Genomic DNA, 21,422 nt, shown 5'->3' with positions numbered 1-21,422 from the left:
ACCCTGACTTACTGCCAGGCGGTGCTGTGGATTGATCAGCTACTAACCGCCATTGACATGGCAAACAATCAACTCGCTGCAATCAGGAAGATAGAAAAGGATCGCCAGAATGCAAAAAATTCCTTAACTGGCTGAAGGGCCTGTTCATCCATCCCAAAGAGACAAACACCATGACAGAAGGCAAAGAAGTCACTGAAACAGCAGTAAGCGCTGAACCGGCTGTAGCATCAGCACAAGTGACGGACAAAACAGATCTGGTTCTGGCGAAGCTGAAAGAGCTTGTTGCTGCCGCTGGCGCACAGACCCACGAAGTTATTGATGACCTGATTGAGCTGGCTAAAAAACTGGCCTGATAGTTCGTGTTACAGAGCATTCATCCGTGAGTGCTCGATTATGCAGAATTAGTTTGCTGTCGGTTCGGTGGTGCATGTTTATTTTTCAGCAGGAAATTCTTAATGATAATTACCTCTGGCGCCTCAATTATCGGTGCGACTAAATCAGGCATCTGGACGCCAGGCACCACAGTAATCGGCAACGCATCATCTAAGCCGACAATCCGACCGATTGACCTGACAGCCCCGGCTCTCGACTCGCGCATCACGTACACCGGCCCGGCTCATTTTGTTCTTGATGATACAGGGAATCTCGACCTGTGCGATACGAACGAGTGGAGAGTGGAAGGAACTATGTCGCTGGGCATCCTGGGCAGGCATGAGCCTGAACCGGCTGCAACAAACCTGCAGCCTCAGTCACGTGCCACAGTGCTGGACGATTATATCAAAACGTCTGGCATCGACAGCCTGCAGGTCAGCCAGGACGGCGGCCCTGATGGTGGAGCAATCGCGCTGGCTCCGCTGGAGTGCGACGTGTATGCATTCTCACAAGATATCGGCGGCGCATACCTGTACCCGCCAACAGCCTACAATCTCACGCCCGGCTGGCAGCGTATTGTGTTCACCGTCACTTCGACAGCGCGTAGTGCTCTCAGGCTGTGGCTTGGCCGGAACAGCGTTACAGGTACACCCGCATTCTGGGGTACTCAGGGCTATCTTAATGCAGGAACTTACACAGCATCATTCTACGTGCGCAGCAACGACGACAGCACGTTCCGCGTTGGGTTTGCACAGATTGAAGCTGGAGAACTGGCAACATCTCCGATTGTCACGACTGACGCGCAAGCTTCACGCACAGCGGCTTCAGTCGTTGTCGACACTACCGGCGCATCATCAATGACTGTTCATTACAAAAACGGCGAGAGCGACACGTACGCAACGCCAGACGACAGTTTCACAATACCACCCGCTCAAAGGAATTGGGGAGTGAGGTACATGCGGAGAATTGAATTCAGATGAGTGTTTCTATCAGGTTAACTGAAGCGCCAGTCCAGATCACAGACGGAACCAACAGCGCGAACATTACTATCGGAAACGGCAATGCGGTGTACGCCGATTCGGAAAACAGCGAGGCCTGGCACCCGGCAAGTGGCCATATCTATTTCGGCTCTCCCTGGGTGATCTGGATGAAAGCAGTTAAATCAGTAGCTGGAATATCAACAGCTGACATTGTTGTGAGCTATCTCACTGAGTAAATATTATGGCAAAACCGGACTGGGGAGCTCTGCAACACCAGTTCCTCGCCGAGCATGCTAAATCCGGTATTTCCCCCAAAGACTGGTGTGAAGCGCAGGGGCTTAAATATTCATCTGCGAAACGCTACATCAAGGTAACGAGTTACGGTGCGAAATCGCAGAAAAGCACAGCGAAAAAAAGTGCGAATTCGCAACAGCAGAAACAAAGAAAATCGGAAGGTGATCGGCGTTCACAGAAAATCTGCGAATCACCCCACCCGTCAAATTCTCAGGGTGCGAAACGCGCACCCTATAACGCACGTCCAGGCAATCAGAACGCACTGAAGCATGGTGGCTACGGTCGCCGCATGCTGCTATCGGACGCAATCACTGAAGATGCTCAGGCACTCACGCTGGACGATGAGCTTTTCTGGCTGCGCGCGGCGAATCTGAAGGCGGCTGAGAATATTGGTCGCTGGCAGGCAGAGCTGGAACTGGCGGAAGGTGATAAGGCCAAAAACTATCAGGAACTCATTTCTTCCGCTGAAAAGGCCATGCATCGCAACACGGCGCGAATTGAGTCTCTGGAGTACACCAAAGGGTCGATAGCCAAGCTGTTGGTGGATACGGCGTATCGCGAAGCAGCGACAGAAAAAGTTGAATTAGAAATCGATGTAATGAAGGACGGTGACAGCGACAACGCCATCGTCGTTCACAATACGCTGCCAATACCGGGAAGATAATCATGGCCGACATTTACCTGCCCACGCTCCACGAGGGGCAGTTAACAGTCTGGTCTGATTCCTGGGATCACCAGTTAAACGCCGTTCGATGTGGTCGCCGGTGGGGTAAGACGTTCATGCTGTCCAGTGCGGCGGTGACTTATGCGACGTCGCAATTTAAACGCCCCGGCATGGATGTTTTGCTGGGTGGTCGCGTTGGCATATTCACTGCTGAATATCGCCAGTATCAGGAGATTTACGACAAGCTGGAAGAAATCCTGCTGCCGCTGAAAAAGAGCTTCAGCCGTCAGGAAAAGCGCCTGATGCTGAAGAACGGCGGAAAGATAGACTTTTGGGTCACCAATGACAACAAACTGGCCGGGCGCGGGCGTGAGTACGAAATCGTCCTGATAGACGAAGCGGCCTTTACCAAGTCTCCGGAGATGTTGAAGGAGATCTGGCCGAAGTCGATTAAGCCCACTCTGCTGACGACCAAAGGTCGGGCCTACGTTTTTTCAACCCCTGATGGCGTGGACGAGGACAACTTCTTCTACGCAATATGCCACAACAAGGATCTTGGATTCCTGGAGCATCATGCTCCGACATCATCCAACCCTTTTGTTCCTCCTGAGGAGCTGGAGAAAGAGAAGCAGAATAACGATCCGCGCGTTTTCCGCCAGGAGTTTATGGCCGAATTCGTCGACTGGTCGGCAGCCTCTCTCTTCGATGTCCGTAAGTGGTTTGAGGGTGAAAATCAGGATCAGCCTGTCGAGTTTCCGGAGATGTGCGAGGCAGTCTTTGCCGTTCTGGATACGGCGGTCAAGGGGGGCACTGAACACGATGGCTCGGCCGTTGTTTATTACGCCGTTGATACCCGACCGGGAAGGATGCGCCTGACCATCCTCGACTGGGACGTGGTTCAGATTGATGGCGCGCTGCTGGAAACGTGGCTGCCATCAGTTTTTGTGCGGCTCAATGAGCTTTCGACACAGTGCGTGGCCGTAAACGGCAGCCTTGGCACATTTATCGAGGATGCCAGCATGGGCAGCATACTCCTGCAAAAGGGAGAAAGCCTCGGCTGGCCGGTCAACAAAATAGAATCCGCGCTGACCAGCAAGGGAAAAGATGAACGCGCAATTATGGCCTCCGGCTATCACTACCGGGGGCTGGCTAAGATTTCCCGCCACGCTTATGAAAAAACAGCTTCTTTCAAGGGCGAGACGGCAAACCACCTCCACAAACAGGTTTCCCGATTTCACCTTGCTGACAAGAACGCGCACAAACGCGCTGATGACCTCCTCGATGATTACACCTACGGGCTGATCATCGCGTTCGGCAGCGGCGATGCAATCTGACGAGACAACCAATGAACGAAGATGATTTCGAGATCGGCAGCTGCTCGACAGAGCTTGTCATGCTTCTGGACAGCGAGGATATCCAGCCAGGAAGCACGGCCGGTTACCAGACGTGCAAGACGATTTACCTCTACCACCCGCTGGGCGGCAAGATGGTGGACCGCCCGATTAAAATGGCGATGAATGAGCCCAGAACAGTGCATGTTGCGCAATCATTCGGACTGGAACAGCGCCTGCGCGATGCGTTTGAACGGGAATGGAAAGCGCTGGGGGCAAATCAGCACATTGCCAACGCGGCGCGGATAGCACGAATTTACGGCGTTTCGGCGGTCGCCATGCTGGTTGATAATCAGGAGGCGAATCAGCCCCTGGACTACCGCACGCTCTATAAGCACAACATCAGTTTTAACGTTCTCGATCCGCTGAACGCCGCGGGCAGCATCGTCCTGAATCAGGATCCGAATGCGCAGGATTTCCAGAAAGTCGATGGGATCAGGGTTGGAGGAAAGCCATATCACAAATCCCGTTGCGTCGTCATGCAGAACGAGGATCCGATTTATCTGGCGTACAACCCGGCGGCATTCGGTTTCACCGGGCGCAGCGTTTATCAGCGCGCCCTGTTTCCTCTGAAATCCTTTATCCAGACCATGCGCACTGACGATATGGTTTCGGTGAAAGGCGGCCTTCTGGTCACGAAAATCAAGGGGCCAAGCTCTGTCGTCAACAACATGATGCAGAAGCTCAGCGGTATCAAACGCATGATGCTGAAGCGCGGTAAAACCGGCGAAGTTCTGCAGATCGGAGATAACGACAGTATTGAGTCCATCGACCTGAGCAACCTGGAAAAACCCCTCGACGCAGCACGTAACCATATTCTGGAAAACATCGCAGCGGCGGCTGACATGCCAGCGATAATGCTGAATTCCGAGACGTTTGCACAGGGATTCGGAGAGGGGACCGAGGATGCGCGTTCGGTAGCGGTTTACATCGATAATATTCGCGAGTGGCTGGACACGGTTTATGCGTTTTTTGTTCGGGTATGCCAGTACCGGGCGTGGAGCATTGAATTCTTCCAGTCGCTGCGCGCCGACTTCCCTGAGCTGAAAAACACTTACAGCCTGTACTTCTCAACGTGGATCAACAACTTTGAATATCGCTGGCCGTCTTCCCTCAAGGAGCCGGAAAGCGAGAAGGTGAAGGTCGACGAGATACGGTTTAAGGCGATCATCGGAATGGGAGATGCGTTGCTTTCCCAGCTGACTGACGACCCGGAAAACCGTGCTGCGCTGATCGAATGGATGTGCGAAAACGCGAATGCAAACGAGCATTTATTCCCGCAGCGCCTGGATCTGGATTTCGAAGCGCTGCTGAACAATCCGCCGTCTCAACCTCAGCAGGAATCGCCCGGCGCAGGAATGGAGCTATGAAAACGTTCACGCGCACCGTCAGAGAAGCCGTGAGGTTCTTTTTGCAGAATGGGTACTCCTCACGCGAGGAGCTGGAGCGCTGGCAAAGCATCATTCGCCAGGCGGCGGAAGGCGAGACCGCTGGCGACTACGCGAACATTGTCTCCCGGAACCTCACGCATGCGTATGACCTGCAGGTTGGCCGGGCAGCGGCGCTCAAGCGTCATCCGGGCATTTCCCGGTTCACCATTAACTATCTTGAACCAAAGCTGAGAACTGAGCTGGACCGGCGCATTATGGCCAGTGTGGATCTGATAAAGCTCAATCGCCAGAAAGCCATCGATACGACGCTCTCACGGTTTAGCGGCTGGGCTAGCAGCATTCCCTCCGCTGACTCGATATCCCTGGCCGGTATTCAGGGAAAGATGCGTGAGACGGCACAGCACATCGAGAAGGCGGCCGGGAACGTCGATTATGCCGCGCGCCGCGTAATGATCGACCAGAACCATAAGCTGATCGCCAACATCGATAATGTGATCGCGACCAGCAACAACGCTATTGCAGCGATCTGGCACAGTCACTGGCGACGACCTGGTTATAACTACCGCGAGGACCACAAGGATCGCGATCAGCTTTATTACCTGATTCGCGGGAGCTGGGCGCAGAAGAACGGGTACTTAAAAGCCGGTCCCGCCGGCTACCTCGACGAAATAACTCAGCCTGGTGAAGAGGTTTTTTGCCAGTGCTACGTGACCTACATCTACAACCTCCGCAGCATCCCTGAATACATGCTGACCCGGAAGGGAAGCAAATTCATGGAGTCACTGAAAGCAGCATAGGAGCATTAAATCTTGGCTATTTTTGGCAGCGGGATAATGTTCCGTCAGGGCAAATTCGTTTTCCTGATCCAGCGTTCTGATGATGGCACATGGTGCCCTCCTGGCGGAAAGATTGAGCCGGGTGAAATGGCTGTTGACGCAGCCCGCCGCGAGGTGATGGAAGAAACAGGCTATCAGTATGATGGACTGTTAACTCCGTACAGCGTGGCGGGCGACTACCTCACGCTACGTGCAGACGTAACGGATCAGTTTGAAGCGAAGATAAACGACGAGTCGCTGGCCGCCGGATGGTTTCACATTGACGATTTGCCAAAGCCACTTCATCAGCCATTCGCTGAGATGATGGCACAGCAGGCGCTGAATGAAACCGACGTGGCCGCGCTTATCGCGGACGGAACACTGAGCAGCCCGCAATATTTTATCAACATGTGGATGTTCGCCATCCGGGTAACCGGAACAGGGGTCACCTGGCGCTCTGCAGATCAACAGATGGCCTTCCGTAACCCGGACGACTATCTCACCCCCGAATTTCTCCAGCGTGTTGCCGGTGTGCCACTTATCTGGCTGCACCCGGAGAAAAATACGCTCGATAGCGATGAATTTGTTAAGCGTGTTATCGGCACCCTGACCAACGGTTGGGTTGCTGATAATGGTGAGGTGTGGGCGATTGCCCGCGTGTATGACGCTGAAGCAGCCGAAATTATGGCCACCCGGCAGTTAAGCACATCACCCACCGTCAGGTTTGACGAATCGCCCGGCTCAATCATCAAAATCGACGGTCAGCCTCTATTGGTGGAAGGTTCCCCGGTATTGCTCGACCACGTAGCAGTTTGTGAACAGGGTGTATGGGACAAGCTCCTTGCCCCTGGTGGTGTTAAATCTGATTCCATTCCAAAAGAGGCTGAAAAGATGGACGAGGAAAAATTCCTGGAGTTGTTCAATAAGTGCATGGATGCACGGATGGCTAAGGCTGACTCAGAGGCGAAAGAAGCCAAAGAGAAGGCAGATGCCGATGAGGCTGACAAAAAAGAGAAGGCTGACGCTGAAGAGAAAGAGGCCGAAGAGGCCAAAGCCAAAGCAGACTCTGAAGAGAAAGCCGCTAAAGAAAAAGCAGATGCTGAGGCCAAAGAAAAGGCCGATGCGGAAGCTGATGAAAAAATGGCAAAAGAAAAGGCTGATTCCCAGCTCCGTCAGGAAATTGCAGAGCTGCGTTCCCGCATTCCTGTTGAGCTGAGCGATGAAGAACGTAATGAAGTCGCTGACGCTCAGGTGAAAGCGGACAGCGTTTTCTCCAGCTTCGGTAAGCGCGCACCAGTACCGCTCTCGGGCGAGAAACCAATGGCGTATCGCCGTCGCATGATGATCCAGCTGCAGGAGCACTCAGCCGACTATAAGACGGTTGATCTGTCCGCTATCGCCGATTCTGCCCTGCTGAATGTGGCCGAAAAGCAGATTTATGCCGATGCGCAAAAATCAGCAAGCCTGTCTGTTGGTCCCGGCATGCTGCGCGAGATTAAGCGTGCGGATGCTACCGGACGTCAGATTAGCACCTTTGAAGGCGATCCTGCTGCCACCTGGGGACCGTTCCAGTCAGGCAAGCGTCAGGTAACCAGTTTTAACAATCAGGCTTAATGGGAGCTCTGAAGCATGGCAAATTTATCTTTAAATCCGATGGCTACCACCAACGCGCTTGGTTCCTTTGGTGTGCAGTCCGACGGATATATTCAGGGTGTTGCTCTGGATGATCCGGCTAACCGTTTCAATCTGGCTTCCGGTACCGTGGCGGCAACAGAAACCCGTCCGCTGTGGGGCGGTCTGCCGATTGCTGAACTTATCCCCGGCAACCAGTCAAGCCCCCGTGGTTCGACTATCCGCCGTGCTGCCTCCGTCGCAGAGCTGGAAGGTTTCACGGTGTTCAACCAGGCGCATAACGGCCTGACCACGCCGCAATCACCGGTACCGCTCTATGCGTCAGGAATGAGCGTTTCATACTATCGGATCGGTTCTAACATGCGCGTGCCGCTGAAGGCGTCCGCTCAGGTGGTGGCGCTGGCCACTTCCGGGGCGTCGGTGAAAACGCCTCTGGCGTGGGACTTCGTGAATAACCAGGTAACCACTGCCGCGACCGCTGCGTTTACCGGAGATGACATTGCTACCACGTCCGTTACGTATGACTCTGGTGTGGCAACAGCGACCACAGCGTCGGCGCATGGCCTGACGGCGGGTCAGTACGTCAAAATCAGCGGTGTGGCTCCGGATGCATATAACGGAACCGTGGCTGTTCTCTCCGTCCCGACGGCAACGACCTTCACGTACATCCCGGCAGCAGTTCCCGGTGGCAATGCAACCGCTCAGGGAACCATTGGAGCAGTTACGCCTTCCGACATCACCCTGCCGGTAAAAGTGATCGCCGTAGAAGCGGGTAACTCCAAAACTGTCAGTTACGACAGTAATACGGGTTTCCTTACCTGGAATAACACCGACAGCTGCGCGCTGGTCTTACTTTAATCGGGAGCTGAATTAAATGGCTGCAATTACCCCCAGCTACACCATCGTCAATCCGTCGTACATCGCGCCGGAGATGATCATCGGTTACCAGCAGGCGTCCGGTGCATTCGAAACCATCGCCAGCGGTAACCCGCAGGTTCGCCTCGGCGTGGGCGATCAGTACGTGTACATGCGACGCCTGGACATCCGGACTCAGGTCACATCAAGCCAGTCTGGTAACGCCAACCAGCTGCCAAGTGTTGCGCTTGAGGCGAGGATGATCTCCACACCAACCTACCTGTTTCGCTGCCGTGGTATCTACGATCACCATGATATGGCCGCCGCCGGTAACTGGAACTTTGCTCTGCCGGAAGCCCAGCGCCTGGGCATGCGCCAGGGTATTTTCCAGCAGCTTCGCTCTGCGTTGCTGTACGGCATGAACCCGGCGGGCGGGGAAGGCCTGCTTAACACCGCTGGCGCAACGACCGAAACGCTGCCGCCGGACACCAACAACAACAATACTGTTCTCACCTACGATCATGGCCAGATGGCAGTTTATCTGCTCGGCCATGTTCAGGCCGCTCTGACCCGCACCATGCAGCTGGGCCGCCAGCAGCGGGTGGTTATCCTCGGGCCTCAGCGCGTACTGGGTGCCATGGAAATTCAGCAGATTGTTCAGTTGACATCTTACCAGCGCCCTGGCGGTGGTACTGACTCAGTCGGCGGCATGGTGAAAGATGTGCTGAAGGGTGCAAACGTTCAGGTTGACTGGGTGTATGACGATACGCTGATCGGTGCCGGCGCGGGCGGAACAGATGCGGTAGTAATCACCATCCCGGAAGTTGAAGTGCCTGTGGTTAATTCCACTGTGAACACCAACGAGTTCGCGAAACTTACCCCGTCGTTGTCCGCTAACGCGCTGATGTTCTGTGACATGGCCGCGCCGCGGGAAATTCCAACACCTATCGCAGGTGGTGCGGTTGATGTCCTGTCCGAGATGCGTTCCACCTCCGGCTGGGCCGTCCGTCCTGAAGCAATCACCATCCTGTCGATGGCGTATAACGCCTGATTCATTTTTGATGTAGCTAAGCCTCTGCCGGGGAAACTCAGCAGGGGCTTTTTTACGAGGGTAAACAATGAAACTGTATATCGCTAACACCACCAAGCAGCGCAATATTTTTGCTTTCCGCACGCTGGAAACAGGCCGCCTGCGCCAGATCCCCATCGACCATGGTTCCCAAATGATGGTGCTCGATGGATCCACAGAAGAAGTGGAAGCAGTCATCCAGCATCATCAGACCTACGGGCTGCAGGACTCGTCCAGAATTGACCAGAGCAAGGCGTTTGTTGGCCTGTGCTACAGCGTCAATAAGCCCGTTCCGGCATCCGTTATTGAGAAGACCATTCGCGATAACGACATCCATCTGACCAACAATGCGCATAACCGCCGGCAGGCTTCAGTTGCAGCACTCGACAGCAAGCTTCGGGAAAGCGGGATCGGCTACGAAGGCGATATGGAATTCAACGCCGAGCAGGCCAAAGGTCGTGATGAAAATGATGACACTCCGACCGTAAACGAAACCATTGCCACCTCTAAAGCCGGAGCCCGGAAAAAATGACCATCAGTCTGTCGGGCTTTATCGAATTCGTTCGTGCTGACATGGATATCACTCCGGATCAGGTTCCCGACAACTCACTGTCATTTTCTCTGGCCTATGGCGGCGCGGTTGAATGGGTTAACCGTGATATTGAAATGGTGATGCCGAACCTGTACGCGGTCGCTGTGTATAACCTCGCCGCGTCCTTCCTGGTCAATTACGGCACAGAGGACGTGTTCGGGGCATTCCGTCAACAGATGGGGCTGAACAATATCGCAACCGGCGTGATCACAGGTGCCGGAGATAACTCTACCAGCGCACAGAGGCTGGTCCCTGACTTCTTCAAAGACCTGTCACTGACAGACCTTCAGATGCTGCAGGATCCGTGGGGTCGCCGCTACCTGATGATTGCCCAGCAATTCGGGAGTCTCTGGGGGTTGTCATGATCACCCTGCACCTTGGCGTGATTGATATTCCGTATGAGGACGAGGGCACCACAACCGGGGATGTTGCGGAGAGGCTGGAGGAAAAGTACCAGATTATGCAGACGTTTTTTAACCGGTACGGGAATGAAATCGCCGACATGATGAGTAATGACCTCGCCGCCGGTCTGGAAAACATGCTGGCCGGTGCGCCTCCGTCGAAAGACCCGTTGGCGGAATCCATGTCGCGGGTCCACGACCTGTTTGTTGCGTTTCTCGATAACAGCGAAATGAACGGCATGCCGGGGGTACCGACGCGCCGGGCGCTGCTGGGAATATCGAAACGCTTCAAAAACAAGAAGGGCACTCCACGACCTTCGTTTATCGACACCGGAACCTATCAGGCTGTAATGCGCGCCTGGGTAAGCGGGGTACTTAATGCCTTCCCTGAATGAGTTACAGCAAACGGCCAGAACGGAACTCAACGCCACGCTGACGCAGGGTCTGGATGACCTGAGTCAGTACCAGATCGTCACTTTTACCAAATATCTCCGACAGGTTCTGCCGCTGGACGGCTTCGTATTCTGGGTAAAGGCGTCGATTGTCTCTGATGATCCCGATCCGGAACCTGACACGGTTGAGGTGAAAGGCTATCTGCATCTGACTACTGAAAGCATACAGGATGACGAACAACTGTATGACCGGAACGTTGTCACGCTGACAGCGCAATCCGATATCGATCCCTTTAACGATATCGGCCCTGACGTGCTCTACATAGGGGAGTTTTACGGCATCCAGTTTTCATTCTCACGCCGTACCGGACTCAACGAACCCGCCAGGCTTTACCATTACACAGGCGAGGCGGTTTACCCGCACATGCGGTCGCAGATTATCAATTCAGCGGATGATATCGATCTGAGTGATGTCGTGGTTTCCGGCTCTCTGCCGATATGGCTTGGCCTGAACGAGTACATGCCAATGTTCCCGGCGATGCTCTCCACGCAAAACCTGTCACCACCGTATGCCACGGTAAAGTGCAGCAACACCGCCCCGGTGGCTGGCGCTTTTTATCTGGATGAACAGCAGAATCAGTATCAGCTGGTTTGTGAGGATGTGACCATTTCGGTTACCGGGCTGCGCAATTCGGCCATTGAAGATTTTTTGCTGGCGGTCCAGCAGTACACGCTGAGCGATACCGCTGAAATGGGGGTGATGAATATCCCCGTGGTGCAGGATGAGCGCGTCACCCAGAACGAGCTGAACATTCTGGCAATGCGCAAAACCATTAAATTCAAAATTAACTACTACCAGCAGCGGATGAGAAATGTTGCCCGCCAGCTGATCACGTCTGCGATCCCCGCCATTTATCCGGAGAAATAGCTACATGTCGATTGTCAATATTAACATTTCGGTGACAAATCCACCGAAGCCCTCGCAGCTGCTGAAAACCGGCGCGATGATCTCAACCGGGGGCACCACGCTGGAGGCGGGTACTTTTCAGTTGCTCACCTCAAAGGACGACCTGAGTGACTATGCCGCACCGGCCAAAACAATCTCCTCATTGTCATGGGCAACGAATACAGTGACCTTAACGCTCTCAGCAGAACATGGCTGGACGAACGGGCAGGAGGTGCCGATCGTTGTCACTGGCGCTGCGCCAGCAGCTTACAACGGTGCGTTCACTGCAACGGTGACAGGCGACGACACGCTGACTTATCCACTTGCTGCTGACCCTGGCACGGCCACGGCTATGGGAAGCCTGTCAACCGTGGCGGCCGGTGAGCTGCAGCAGATGAACACCACTTACTGGGCACAGGGAACCACCAGGGCTGTCTATGTGCTGGAACTTGGCGATATTGCGGTTCCGGCTGCTGTCACCGCGCTGAGCGCATTTATCGATGAGGATGTGGCGCTCGGAAACACCTACCAGACTTTCTTCTCCTATCTGGTGCCGAGGGAATGGGATGAAGAAACCACGTTTAAAGCGCTGGTGAATAACTACACGTCACCCGGTTCGATGGTGAAATTCTTCATTACCACCACGATTGCCACCTGGCAGGGCTGGGCCGCTGAGAAATATCCAAACGTGCTGGCAGGTGTTGAGGCCCCCGACATCAGCGCGACTGAATTCTCAATGGCTACATTCTTCCAGTCTTCGCTGGCGAACGACCCCGGATCTTCGAACATGGTGCCGCCAATGGCCTACCGGTTCGCATATGGGGTCACGGAATATCCGCCAGCCGGTAACAGTTCACTGCTGAAAACGCTGCAGGACAATAACATCAACTACATCGGTTCAGCGGCGGAAGGTGGGCTCAGCAACAAAATGTTTGTGGCCGGGCACATGCTGGACGGCATGCCGTTTAACTACTGGTACGCCGTCGCCTGGTGCGCCATCAACCTGCAGCTGGATCTGGCAAACGAAATCATCAACGGTTCCAACACCACGGTCAATCCGCTGTATTACGAGAAGGAAGGTATTGAACGCCTGCAGCGCCGCGGACTTAAAACGCTGCGATCCGGCATCAGTTACGGACTGATCCTCGGCCAGGTCATCGACACCGGACTGACGCAAACTGAGTTTAACGATCAGTATGAGAAGGGCGCTTATGCGGGCAATGCCGTTATCAATGCGGTACCGTTCACCAGCTATACCAGCCTGAACCAGTCGGATTACCAGGACGGCAAATACGGCGGCCTCAGTGCGGTTATTACGCCAAAACGCGGGTTTGAGTCCATTACCTTCAACGTCAACGTAACCAACTTTGTGGGGGCGTAATAAATGCCAAATCCATTAGTTTCACAGGGCTTTCTCAACCGCGTCAGAGGCTCTTTCACCGTTACCGATAACCCGGCGCTCAATGTCAGCGCTTCTTATCTTGGACGCGAGGGGATCAGCCTGCGCCCTGATACGGCGGCCACCGACATCATCCCGACGATGACGGGCACTGTCGGTAGCCAGTCGCCTTACCAGCAGGTTACGGCGACCGTTCACCTGCTTAAAACTCAGTCGCTGGGTAACAGCTATCAGAAGCAGTTCGCAACGGATACCGCGCTCGGTGAGGTGGTGATCACCCCTGATGCCACCACGTTCGGGAATTACACGCTGCTGAACTGCTATCTCGTCAACTTTAACGAGATGGGATTCAACGGTTCAGATGCCGGTTACGTTGTGACAATTTCCGGCTATATCACCACAAACGATAATTCCTGGAATTAATAACCGTGAAAATTGACAGAAATTTAAACCTGGTCAGCACCATTAACCGTGATGACGGTTCGCTGGTCTATCTGCATATTGTCCCGTTCCCCTACGAAGTGGTTGAGGAAAACTGCGTGCTGCTCGGCAGAATGTTCAACCAGTTTTTCACTCAGGTAGGTTCGGTAGGCGCGCCACGGGTGGCGGCGATGATGCTGCGCCAGGTCCTCAAGGCACAGCAGGAGTCCGGAGAACTGCCTGCAGGCACGCCCACGCTCATTGATGACATTCAGCGCCTGACCAGCGTGATTTACAGCGAGGGTGGAGCGTGGCGTCAGATCCCGCTTGAAGCCGCGTTTAAGCAGGGCATTCTTACTCCGGAGGAATACCGTGAGGTAGAAGGGGAAGCCGTTTTTTTTATGGTCTCCTCTGCCATTCAGAAAGCGAACCTGATAGCGCCAACCGTGGGGAGGGCGCTCGAAATGTACAGTGGGCTGCTCACCTCATCGAGCGCTACGGCATACCGAGATTCTTTACCGACGTCGAAAACGGAAGAGACTACCCAGATCCCGGAAGCCCTGCCGGAACGGTCATACATTCCCTCCTGACGTGGGCCGCAAATGAAGGCTTCCGGGATATCTGCCGGGAGCTGGATATCGGCGAGTTTAAAAGTCCGCTTCACTTCCGCCAGCGCTTCCTGCTGGAAGAAATAAGACAAAAGGGCTATTTCAATGGCGGCTAAATCCATTGTTCAGATCGATGTGGAAGACGATAAATTTGTCTCATTTCTGGACAAGTTCAACGAGTATCAGAAAGCCCTGGAGGGCCTGCCGGAACAGTGGCGCGTTGCTGCCGTGGGAATTGGTCAGGCAGCAAAAGAGACCGAAAAAGCGAAAGCAGGAACGGAAGCTGTTTCTCAGGCTTTTGCTGATGGGGTGGCGGAACTTGGTTCTCTCAATGAGGGGATCGGACGGCTGAACGGAAACCTGGAAAAGGCCAGCAAAACTCAGTCTGATCTGAACAAGAAGACGAGTGCGGGTCGCTCTTTCCTGAACAAAGCCAGTAAGGACGCCAAATCGCTGGCTGGCCATCTGAAAGATGCGACCGGCAGTATCCTGTCATGGGGTAGTGTGCTGGGCATATTTTCTGGACTGGCGGGCGCTGGTGGTCTCTGGGGCATGAATCGTCTGGCCGGATCGGCATCAGCACAGCGTTTTACTGCGATGGGGCTCGGGACCACTGCTGGCGGCCTTAATTCCAGCGCGGTTAACTTCCAGAAGGTGCTGGGTAATCCGGTCAGCACGCTGGGAGCCATTCGCGATTCACAGATGGATCTCAGTAAACGCTGGCAGTTCCAGGCAATGGGCATCAATAACCCCGATCAGGACCCGGCGAAACTCCTGCCGCAGATGATCAAAAGCGCCCGTGACATTTTCGTCCGGAATGGCAGTACCCAGCAGGGGGCTGAAGCATACGGGCTCACGAACTACTTCTCTCTCGACGATCTGAACCGCTTCAAGAAGATGAGCGACGCAGAAATCGACGCGATGTCGAAACAGGCAGAGAAGGACAGCCAGCGCCTGGCTATCACTGATAAGCAGCTCCAGCAGTGGCAGGATTTTAATGTGCAGCTGGACCGCAGCAAGGTCAGCATCGGTAACACGTTTATTCGGGGGCTGGCACCGCTGGCGCCTCAGCTGGGTAAACTCTCTGATGCATTCTCCACGGCGGTGGACACTGTCCTGAAATCACCTGAACTTGGCAAATGGATTGATGCGCTTTCTGGTGGTATTCAGCGGTTCGGTGACTATCTGGCATCGCCTGAATTCAAATCTGATGTGGAAGCGTTTATATCGGGTGTGGAGAGAATGGGCCGCATGATCGGCAAGGTTGTTGACTGGATTTCCGGTAAAACCAGCATTTCAGTGGATGATGTGGCGGCGCATTCCAGCATTCTCAGCAATGAAAAGGTTACAGATAATGCCACCGGGCAGAGTTACATTCCTGGGGGAGAAGATGATCCGCGTGTCCTTGGGATTCTTAAATCAGCACGAAGAGCCACTGGTGTTGCACCGTCGGATTATGACGGGTATTTCGAAGAGGCTGCCAAAAAATTTGGACTGGATGCGCGCCAGCTCAAAGCCGTCGCCGGAGCGGAGTCATCATGGAACGCGAAGGCCGTAAGCAGTGCGGGCGCGCAGGGCCTTATGCAGGTTATGCCTTTCAATTTCCGTAAGGGTGAAAATCCTTTCGATCCCCGCGACAACATCATGGCCGGAGCCAGAACCATGGCGTGGGCGAAAGGGATGGCAGGCGGCGATGTGGATGAAATGCTGCGCTATTACAACGGTGGAAGCAGGCGGGGAAGCCGTGAGAACCGTGAGTATCCTGGCAGAGTAAAAGAGCAGTATCAGGCGCTTTATGGCTCTCCCATGCCTGTGCAGGAAAACCCTTCTGCAAAATCAGGCAGCGGCAAAACCGATCAGATACTCCAGCAGATCCTGGATAACCAGCGCAGCGGCAATAGCCGAGGCGGCTTGATTGTTTACAACAACACCGGCGGGAATGCGATCGTCACAAGCACACAACTGGGAGGGTTTTGATAATGGCGTTCTCGCGTGAGCTGTACCGCCTTGGATTTGAAATATCACCGGTGATCCTCTGTGACGGTATCGCGCAAAGTATCCCGGGCGGCATGCTGCCGATTGTTGCACTGACGCAGAGTGCCAGCTTTATCACCAGCTTGCTGGGAGGAGGGAGCAGCCTCACCAACCTTGATAAATATTTCTGCCACTGGAAGGCGATGCAGGGCAGCACGATGATTGATTATGATCTCGGTCGCTACCCCTTCGCAAACCAGACCGTCGCGGCCAATGCCCTGCTGTCACAGCCGCTGCAGGTTTCCCTGCTTATGGATGCACCAGTCAATGAAAACACCGGGGCTATGACAAAGCTGGTGACGCTCAGTGCGCTGCAGGCCACCCTGCAGGCACACGCCAACCTGGGCGGAACATTTACGGTTGCCACTCCGGCATTGTTCTATAGCGGGTGCGTGCTGCGTACTGTCCGGGACGTGACAGGTGCCAATGAGTCGACGCCGCAGCGCCAGTGGTTGTGGAGTTTTGAGCAGCCGCTGGTGACCGAGGCGGGCGCTGCGCGGGCGGTCAACAACTATATGGGCAAGATAGACAACGGCGATCGGACAGACTCCAGCGCCTGGACAAACACTGTTTCAGCGCTGGGAAACACTTCGCTGGGCGGTGGAGTGACCGACGCCATTACCGGATTGATCGGCAAACTTAGTGGGACGTTTGGAATATGAGCACTGAATACTACCCATTCACCGGCAATGAACTGGTCAGCCAGATGTTTACGCCCTCACTGGACGGCACAGTCTGTAACTGTCAGACGCGCTGGAATAATGCTGCGCAGCGCTGGTATCTGTACATCACGGATAATTCCGGAAGTGTGTTGCTCAATACTGCTATGGTGGCCTCACCGCAGGGTACCGATATTAACCTGCTGGCTGGCGTATTTTTGCAATCCACCATGGTATGGCGGCTACCGGATGGCCGGATCGAGGTGACAACCTGATGCGATTTTATGATCTGAAAATTTTTTACCCTCCGCAGTACCCAATCGACCCCAACGCACAAAAAAATATTTTTAAACAGATTTCCAGCCTGAAAAACGGGGTGTTCAATCCTGGCTGCCTAATGGTTGAGTTCGACATTCAGAGGTTCGGTGAGTCAACCCCGAAAGGGAAAAGCGTGATATCTATCTGGGGACTTGGGCCTAAGGAGATGCAGCAGGCGCGTCAGGACCTGTTCGGCATGACCGTCGAGCTTTGGGTGGGTATGTCTGCAGGCTTGCCTCTGGCTAATCCAAAACAACAGGGGCTGGTGATGAAGGGGACCATCTGGCAGGTCCTGGGTAACTGGCAGGGTACAGAGTTGCGTCTCGACCTGGTTATTGTGGCCGGTCCGGTATCGCAGACCGACCCCACGCCACTGGCACCTTTGAACCTCACGCTTCCATGGAACAAAGGTATGAAACTCTCGGTTGCGCTGACGCAATGTTTCCAGATATTCGGCGGAGGGTACGGATACAACATTAACGTTAGCGAGCGACTGATTAACAGTTTTGACAGCACGATGATTTGCAGCAGCCTCGCGGAGCTTGCCAGGCAGGTAAACTCCCTCAGCAAAAGGATTATTCGGGACAGTAATTATTCCGGAGTGGAAATTTCAGTTGTGAACGGAAACGAGTTCCGGGCTTATGATAATGATTTTGCGAACCATTCTGACAGTTCAACTCTTAGTGGCCCTGTCCGGGTATCGGCCACCGACCGCAGAAACAACCCCAAAAAAATAGCATTTACCGATTTGGTGGGCCAGCCAACATGGGTGCAGTACGGAAAAATTGCGGTGCCCTGCGTTATGCGCAGCGATATTCAGGTGGGCGATTACATACGCATGCCGGAAAAACTGCGGCCAATGGTTCAGGCATCATCGTATTCCCAGTTTCGCGATGACTCAGCCTTCACAGGTGTTTTTTTTGTTTCTTCTGTGCGTTTGCTGGGCAACAGTCGCCAGCCGGATGCTAACGCCTGGGTGACCATTATTGAGGCACAAGTGGAAACAGGAGTAACCAGCCAGTGAGCATCAACAATAAAATGAATTTCGGCAGTAACATGAATCGATTTGCCGAAAACAAAATAGCCGAATCGCAGCTGATGTCCGGTAAAGTTCTGCCCGCCTCAGTGGTTAAGCAATCCGGGAAAATGGTCACGGTATCAATCCTGCTCAGGGATATCCCCTACACAATCCCACACCTGACCGTGCCACTGTTCGGGCCTGAGTATACCCGTTACCCGATGCAGCCTGGCGATAAGGGAATTGTGATCCCGGCGGACACGTACCTGGGGGGTGTCAGTGGCCTGGGTGGTGGCACTGCCGATCTGACTCCACCCGCAAACCTCAGTGCGCTCACTTTCCTTCCGATCAGTAACACAGAATGGCAGGACGTTGATCCGGAGGTGTTGACGTTTTACGGGCCGGAAGGGGTAACGCTAAGGGACGCTGGAAGCAACACAACCTTTCTGCTGGCGCCGGAGAGTGTCGCCATTGTTACCCCTGGCCAGTTCAAAGTTTCCGTCGGCGAAACGGTATTCACGCTGACACCTGATGGCTGGTCCCTGGTTGGGCAGAATGGCGTTCTGACCGACAGTGAAGCCAGTACCAGCCCGGCAATCATGCTTCAGGGCTGGCTGGCGCTTGTAGGTTGGGTTAACGGCCATCAGCATTCGAATGGTAACGGTGGCAACAACACCGGCGGCCCAACTTCGCAATTTAGCGGGAGCATCACACAATGAGGACTTACGGTCGTGACGCATTGGGGCGGTGGATACTGATAGAGACGGATAAAAACGGCTTTGATGACAGCGTGTATCTGACCACCCTGATCCAGAATATAAAGCTGTCCCCGCAGGAGTCGCCATTTTTTGCCAACCATGGTATTCCGGCCAATGGCTCAGTTATTCAGCAAATTATCCCTACGTATTACGTTAACCGCCTGCAGCAGCAGTTTAGCCAATATTTTTCATCACTTCAGATAGCGCTGACCAGCAGCGATCCGCCGGTCTACAGCATTTCTGTGATCACTAATTCCGGTTCAAAAATCGTAACGGATGTGTATGTATGAGTGATTTACCCGTTATTTACACCGCGTCAGGGCCGGTACCCCAGACCTCTGACGATCTTAGAGCAAAACTCATTGAAATAGCCACCACCCTGTCGCCAGGCTTAACCACAGATCTACCTGCATCTCTGATTGAGGATATCGCCAGCACTTCGACCGGAGCGCTTCTCAGCTGCGATCAGATGCGTATTGACCTGATTAACTCTGTTGGGCCGCTCACAGCCAATAATTTTCTGCTGAATACGCTCGCCCAGCAGTATGGTGCAGCACCCGTCAAATCGGAAGGGCTGACAACCGTTGCAGTGACTTTCACCGGCCCGGCCGGGTTCGCCATTCCGCAGGGGTTTCTGGTTTCGGATGGTAGTTATCAGTATGCCGTGCAGGATGCGGTTATCGTCCCGTCTTCGGGTACCACATCACCGGTAAGCTGTTCAGCGATGGTTAGCGGAATTTGGTCCGTACCCGAAGGAACTGTGACCAATATCGCAACCAGCCTGCCTGATGACATCACGCTCTCCTGCACGAATCTGACGGACGGGGTGCCTGGCGGAGATGCGGAGACCCCGGAACAGTTCCGGGCGCGCGTCTGGGAAGCCGGGATGTCGACGGTAATCGCCTATCCGGGGTTTATCAGGTCCAGGCTCACCAACGTGGAGAATGTTGTCACCCGGCTGGTTTCGGTAATTGCTGACGGCAACGCATGGGTAATCATGTGCGGGGGCGGTGACATCTACTCAATGGCCGGGGCAATATTCAAGTCGGCCGGGGATATCAGCAGGCTGAAGGGGAGCTCGCTGAACGTCACCGGGATCACAAACGCAAATCCTGGCGTTATCACCACGGATCTGACTCATGGATTTTCCACCGGCCAGGTTATCAATATTGCCGGTGTAACCGGAATGACGGGGATCAACAACACCGCTCTGTCAGTCACCGTTATTGATGCTCATTCGTTTTCGATTGGCAAAGACACCACCGGTTCTGGAGCTTGGACCGGTGGAGGGGTGGTGACCCCAAATTTGCGTAACCAGGCTGTGACTATCAACGACTGGCCGGACAGCTATATCATTCCCTTTGTGATACCGCTGCAGCAGCTCGTCACCGTGAGTTATCAGTGGAAAACTGAGGGTCTTAATTACCTCACTGACGCAACGGTGTTATCGCTGGTTTCCGGTCCGGTAGTGAATTACATAAACGGGATCTATGCCGGTCGCCCGTTAAACACCAACAGTCTGCGGGATACGTTTCTTGATGCTGTTGATACCGTGTTGAATAAAGACCTCATCAGCTCTCTGAAAATTACCGTCACTGTTAACGGGGTGATAACTGATGTGGATGAAAACACCGACATTATCAGCGGTGATCCATACAGTTACTGGTTCATAAACAGTAATGGCGTAACTGTTTCCGGGGGGTGAAATGCTGGACAATATCATTAAGGCCTATCTTTACCAGCAATATAACGATGATTCAAACCTCCAGGCGTTAATCGATGCTTACAACAAGCTGGCTCAGGAAATTTACGACTGGATGGCCGGTGCTAATCTGCCTGTTTTTATAGGCGGTTATAATGCTGGTGATCAGTTGCGATGGATTGCAAAGGGAATTTATGGTGTAGATCCACCCGTCCTGGTAAGCAGAAAAGTACGAGTCTTCGGCCCCTATAATACCCTGATGTTCAACCAGATCCCCTTTGACGGACGCCTGATCAGTGATGAGTCAGAGCAGGTAACCGCCTCTGATGACCTGTTCAAACGCATCATGACATGGAATTTCTACAAAGGGGACGGGTTCGAATTTACGATACCCTGGCTAAAAAGGCGCATTATGCGTTTTCTGACAGGGGCCGACGGTGTTGACGTGCTAAACGACCAGCACTGGAGCGTGTCGGTTTTGTTTTCTGATGATGGTGCTTCAATTTCAATTATTAAAGGCTTCAGGAAGCTCACGAATGCGGCGGTTTATGACTCATTTGCGTTTAATACAATGGTGCTGAACCAGAAAGACAGCGTTTTTATCAAAAGTGATGAGTATGAATTTGCTTACCTGTTCAAGCAGGCCTTTGACAGTGGCCTGCTGCACATGCCTTTTTATCAGTCCGTATCAGTTTCAATCGTTGGTTGATGT

Annotated in this window: 25 protein-coding genes; all 25 read left to right on the top strand. The window is 53.8% G+C overall.

The window, feature by feature from the left end; all coding sequences use genetic code 11:
* Positions 1-170: 170 nt before the first annotated feature.
* The 25 genes from GSQ70_RS05395 to GSQ70_RS05275 all read left to right on the top strand — a co-directional run bounded on the left by GSQ70_RS05395 (position 171) and on the right by GSQ70_RS05275 (position 21,419).
* The gene (locus tag GSQ70_RS05395; RefSeq protein ID WP_158781602.1) at positions 171-353 is read left to right on the top strand and encodes a hypothetical protein; all 183 of its coding nucleotides are present in this window, start codon (positions 171-173) and stop codon (positions 351-353) included.
* Between the two features lie 102 nt (positions 354-455).
* Entirely contained in the window at positions 456-1,352 is an 897-nt protein-coding gene (locus GSQ70_RS05390) for a hypothetical protein (RefSeq protein ID WP_158781601.1), read from the top strand.
* Positions 1,349-1,588 carry a hypothetical protein gene (locus tag GSQ70_RS05385; RefSeq protein ID WP_158781600.1) on the top strand — a complete coding sequence of 80 codons (240 nt, stop codon included), beginning with the start codon at positions 1,349-1,351 and terminating at the stop codon, positions 1,586-1,588. Before GSQ70_RS05390 ends, GSQ70_RS05385 begins: the two co-directional genes overlap by 4 nt.
* A 5-nt stretch (positions 1,589-1,593) precedes the next feature.
* On the top strand, positions 1,594-2,310 hold the full coding sequence (locus GSQ70_RS05380; protein WP_158781599.1) for a hypothetical protein: 717 nt from the start codon (positions 1,594-1,596) through the stop codon (positions 2,308-2,310).
* A gap of 2 nt (positions 2,311-2,312) precedes the next feature.
* Positions 2,313-3,644 (top strand): terminase large subunit domain-containing protein, encoded by a 1,332-nt coding sequence (locus GSQ70_RS05375; protein ID WP_158781598.1) that lies wholly within the window; start codon positions 2,313-2,315, stop codon positions 3,642-3,644.
* 11 nt (positions 3,645-3,655) lie between these two features.
* Positions 3,656-5,071, top strand: coding sequence for an anti-CBASS protein Acb1 family protein (locus GSQ70_RS05370; RefSeq protein WP_158781597.1), 1,416 nt, complete (start codon positions 3,656-3,658; stop codon positions 5,069-5,071).
* Positions 5,068-5,889, top strand: coding sequence for a hypothetical protein (locus tag GSQ70_RS05365; protein ID WP_158781596.1), 822 nt, complete (start codon positions 5,068-5,070; stop codon positions 5,887-5,889). Before GSQ70_RS05370 ends, GSQ70_RS05365 begins: the two co-directional genes overlap by 4 nt.
* Positions 5,890-5,901: 12 nt before the next feature.
* Positions 5,902-7,521: an NUDIX hydrolase gene (locus GSQ70_RS05360; RefSeq protein WP_158781595.1), complete on the top strand. Its 1,620-nt coding sequence runs from the start codon at positions 5,902-5,904 to the stop codon at positions 7,519-7,521.
* A gap of 15 nt (positions 7,522-7,536) precedes the next feature.
* Complete coding sequence (locus tag GSQ70_RS05355; protein ID WP_158781594.1) at positions 7,537-8,397, top strand: hypothetical protein; 861 nt, start codon at positions 7,537-7,539, stop codon at positions 8,395-8,397.
* A gap of 16 nt (positions 8,398-8,413) precedes the next feature.
* Complete coding sequence (locus GSQ70_RS05350; RefSeq protein WP_158781593.1) at positions 8,414-9,445, top strand: DUF2184 domain-containing protein; 1,032 nt, start codon at positions 8,414-8,416, stop codon at positions 9,443-9,445.
* A gap of 67 nt (positions 9,446-9,512) precedes the next feature.
* Complete coding sequence (locus tag GSQ70_RS05345; RefSeq protein ID WP_158781592.1) at positions 9,513-9,995, top strand: hypothetical protein; 483 nt, start codon at positions 9,513-9,515, stop codon at positions 9,993-9,995.
* A complete protein-coding gene (locus GSQ70_RS05340; RefSeq protein WP_158781591.1) occupies positions 9,992-10,420 on the top strand; it encodes a hypothetical protein in 429 nt (142 codons plus the stop codon). Before GSQ70_RS05345 ends, GSQ70_RS05340 begins: the two co-directional genes overlap by 4 nt.
* Positions 10,417-10,851 (top strand): hypothetical protein, encoded by a 435-nt coding sequence (locus GSQ70_RS05335; RefSeq protein WP_158781590.1) that lies wholly within the window; start codon positions 10,417-10,419, stop codon positions 10,849-10,851. Before GSQ70_RS05340 ends, GSQ70_RS05335 begins: the two co-directional genes overlap by 4 nt.
* Positions 10,835-11,776: a hypothetical protein gene (locus GSQ70_RS05330; RefSeq protein ID WP_158781589.1), complete on the top strand. Its 942-nt coding sequence runs from the start codon at positions 10,835-10,837 to the stop codon at positions 11,774-11,776. The genes GSQ70_RS05335 and GSQ70_RS05330 overlap by 17 nt, the downstream gene beginning before the upstream one ends.
* Before the next feature lie 4 nt (positions 11,777-11,780).
* On the top strand, positions 11,781-13,175 hold the full coding sequence (locus GSQ70_RS05325; protein WP_158781588.1) for a hypothetical protein: 1,395 nt from the start codon (positions 11,781-11,783) through the stop codon (positions 13,173-13,175).
* 3 nt (positions 13,176-13,178) lie between these two features.
* A complete protein-coding gene (locus GSQ70_RS05320; protein ID WP_158781587.1) occupies positions 13,179-13,616 on the top strand; it encodes a hypothetical protein in 438 nt (145 codons plus the stop codon).
* A complete protein-coding gene (locus GSQ70_RS05315) occupies positions 13,616-14,203 on the top strand; it encodes a hypothetical protein (protein ID WP_158785227.1) in 588 nt (195 codons plus the stop codon). The genes GSQ70_RS05320 and GSQ70_RS05315 overlap by 1 nt, the downstream gene beginning before the upstream one ends.
* Positions 14,204-14,326: 123 nt before the next feature.
* Entirely contained in the window at positions 14,327-16,198 is a 1,872-nt protein-coding gene (locus tag GSQ70_RS05310; protein WP_158781586.1) for a lytic transglycosylase domain-containing protein, read from the top strand.
* Positions 16,199-16,200: 2 nt separating this feature from the next.
* Positions 16,201-16,917 (top strand): hypothetical protein, encoded by a 717-nt coding sequence (locus GSQ70_RS05305; protein WP_158781585.1) that lies wholly within the window; start codon positions 16,201-16,203, stop codon positions 16,915-16,917.
* Positions 16,914-17,189, top strand: coding sequence for a hypothetical protein (locus GSQ70_RS05300; RefSeq protein ID WP_158781584.1), 276 nt, complete (start codon positions 16,914-16,916; stop codon positions 17,187-17,189). Before GSQ70_RS05305 ends, GSQ70_RS05300 begins: the two co-directional genes overlap by 4 nt.
* Positions 17,189-18,256, top strand: a complete 1,068-nt coding sequence (locus tag GSQ70_RS05295; protein ID WP_158785226.1) for a hypothetical protein — start codon at positions 17,189-17,191, stop codon at positions 18,254-18,256. The genes GSQ70_RS05300 and GSQ70_RS05295 overlap by 1 nt, the downstream gene beginning before the upstream one ends.
* Positions 18,253-18,969, top strand: a complete 717-nt coding sequence (locus GSQ70_RS05290; protein ID WP_158781583.1) for a hypothetical protein — start codon at positions 18,253-18,255, stop codon at positions 18,967-18,969. Before GSQ70_RS05295 ends, GSQ70_RS05290 begins: the two co-directional genes overlap by 4 nt.
* Complete coding sequence (locus GSQ70_RS05285) at positions 18,966-19,298, top strand: hypothetical protein (protein ID WP_158781582.1); 333 nt, start codon at positions 18,966-18,968, stop codon at positions 19,296-19,298. The genes GSQ70_RS05290 and GSQ70_RS05285 overlap by 4 nt, the downstream gene beginning before the upstream one ends.
* Positions 19,295-20,713 carry a ubiquitin-activating E1 FCCH domain-containing protein gene (locus GSQ70_RS05280; protein WP_158781581.1) on the top strand — a complete coding sequence of 473 codons (1,419 nt, stop codon included), beginning with the start codon at positions 19,295-19,297 and terminating at the stop codon, positions 20,711-20,713. Before GSQ70_RS05285 ends, GSQ70_RS05280 begins: the two co-directional genes overlap by 4 nt.
* A gap of 1 nt (position 20,714) precedes the next feature.
* Positions 20,715-21,419, top strand: coding sequence for a hypothetical protein (locus GSQ70_RS05275; RefSeq protein WP_158781580.1), 705 nt, complete (start codon positions 20,715-20,717; stop codon positions 21,417-21,419).
* Positions 21,420-21,422: the final 3 nt, after the last annotated feature.

This window comes from Pantoea sp. BAV 3049, assembly GCF_009765445.1.
Classification (GTDB): Bacteria; Pseudomonadota; Gammaproteobacteria; order Enterobacterales; family Enterobacteriaceae; genus Erwinia.
Note: the sequence above shows the minus strand (reverse complement) of the source record. Positions and strands in the feature narration are given on the sequence as shown.

What these genes read in the sequence shown, in the direction of transcription:
- GSQ70_RS05395 (WP_158781602.1), top strand. Translation starts at nt 171, where the DNA reads ATGACAGAAGGCAAAGAAGTCACTGAAACAGCAGTAAGCGCTGAACCG.
- GSQ70_RS05390 (WP_158781601.1), top strand. Translation starts at nt 456, where the DNA reads ATGATAATTACCTCTGGCGCCTCAATTATCGGTGCGACTAAATCAGGC.
- GSQ70_RS05385 (WP_158781600.1), top strand. Translation starts at nt 1,349, where the DNA reads ATGAGTGTTTCTATCAGGTTAACTGAAGCGCCAGTCCAGATCACAGAC.
- GSQ70_RS05380 (WP_158781599.1), top strand. Translation starts at nt 1,594, where the DNA reads ATGGCAAAACCGGACTGGGGAGCTCTGCAACACCAGTTCCTCGCCGAG.
- GSQ70_RS05375 (WP_158781598.1), top strand. Translation starts at nt 2,313, where the DNA reads ATGGCCGACATTTACCTGCCCACGCTCCACGAGGGGCAGTTAACAGTC.
- GSQ70_RS05370 (WP_158781597.1), top strand. Translation starts at nt 3,656, where the DNA reads ATGAACGAAGATGATTTCGAGATCGGCAGCTGCTCGACAGAGCTTGTC.
- GSQ70_RS05365 (WP_158781596.1), top strand. Translation starts at nt 5,068, where the DNA reads ATGAAAACGTTCACGCGCACCGTCAGAGAAGCCGTGAGGTTCTTTTTG.
- GSQ70_RS05355 (WP_158781594.1), top strand. Translation starts at nt 7,537, where the DNA reads ATGGCAAATTTATCTTTAAATCCGATGGCTACCACCAACGCGCTTGGT.
- GSQ70_RS05350 (WP_158781593.1), top strand. Translation starts at nt 8,414, where the DNA reads ATGGCTGCAATTACCCCCAGCTACACCATCGTCAATCCGTCGTACATC.
- GSQ70_RS05345 (WP_158781592.1), top strand. Translation starts at nt 9,513, where the DNA reads ATGAAACTGTATATCGCTAACACCACCAAGCAGCGCAATATTTTTGCT.
- GSQ70_RS05340 (WP_158781591.1), top strand. Translation starts at nt 9,992, where the DNA reads ATGACCATCAGTCTGTCGGGCTTTATCGAATTCGTTCGTGCTGACATG.
- GSQ70_RS05335 (WP_158781590.1), top strand. Translation starts at nt 10,417, where the DNA reads ATGATCACCCTGCACCTTGGCGTGATTGATATTCCGTATGAGGACGAG.
- GSQ70_RS05330 (WP_158781589.1), top strand. Translation starts at nt 10,835, where the DNA reads ATGCCTTCCCTGAATGAGTTACAGCAAACGGCCAGAACGGAACTCAAC.
- GSQ70_RS05325 (WP_158781588.1), top strand. Translation starts at nt 11,781, where the DNA reads ATGTCGATTGTCAATATTAACATTTCGGTGACAAATCCACCGAAGCCC.
- GSQ70_RS05320 (WP_158781587.1), top strand. Translation starts at nt 13,179, where the DNA reads ATGCCAAATCCATTAGTTTCACAGGGCTTTCTCAACCGCGTCAGAGGC.
- GSQ70_RS05310 (WP_158781586.1), top strand. Translation starts at nt 14,327, where the DNA reads ATGGCGGCTAAATCCATTGTTCAGATCGATGTGGAAGACGATAAATTT.
- GSQ70_RS05305 (WP_158781585.1), top strand. Translation starts at nt 16,201, where the DNA reads ATGGCGTTCTCGCGTGAGCTGTACCGCCTTGGATTTGAAATATCACCG.
- GSQ70_RS05300 (WP_158781584.1), top strand. Translation starts at nt 16,914, where the DNA reads ATGAGCACTGAATACTACCCATTCACCGGCAATGAACTGGTCAGCCAG.
- GSQ70_RS05295 (WP_158785226.1), top strand. Translation starts at nt 17,189, where the DNA reads ATGCGATTTTATGATCTGAAAATTTTTTACCCTCCGCAGTACCCAATC.
- GSQ70_RS05285 (WP_158781582.1), top strand. Translation starts at nt 18,966, where the DNA reads ATGAGGACTTACGGTCGTGACGCATTGGGGCGGTGGATACTGATAGAG.
- GSQ70_RS05280 (WP_158781581.1), top strand. Translation starts at nt 19,295, where the DNA reads ATGAGTGATTTACCCGTTATTTACACCGCGTCAGGGCCGGTACCCCAG.
- GSQ70_RS05275 (WP_158781580.1), top strand. Translation starts at nt 20,715, where the DNA reads ATGCTGGACAATATCATTAAGGCCTATCTTTACCAGCAATATAACGAT.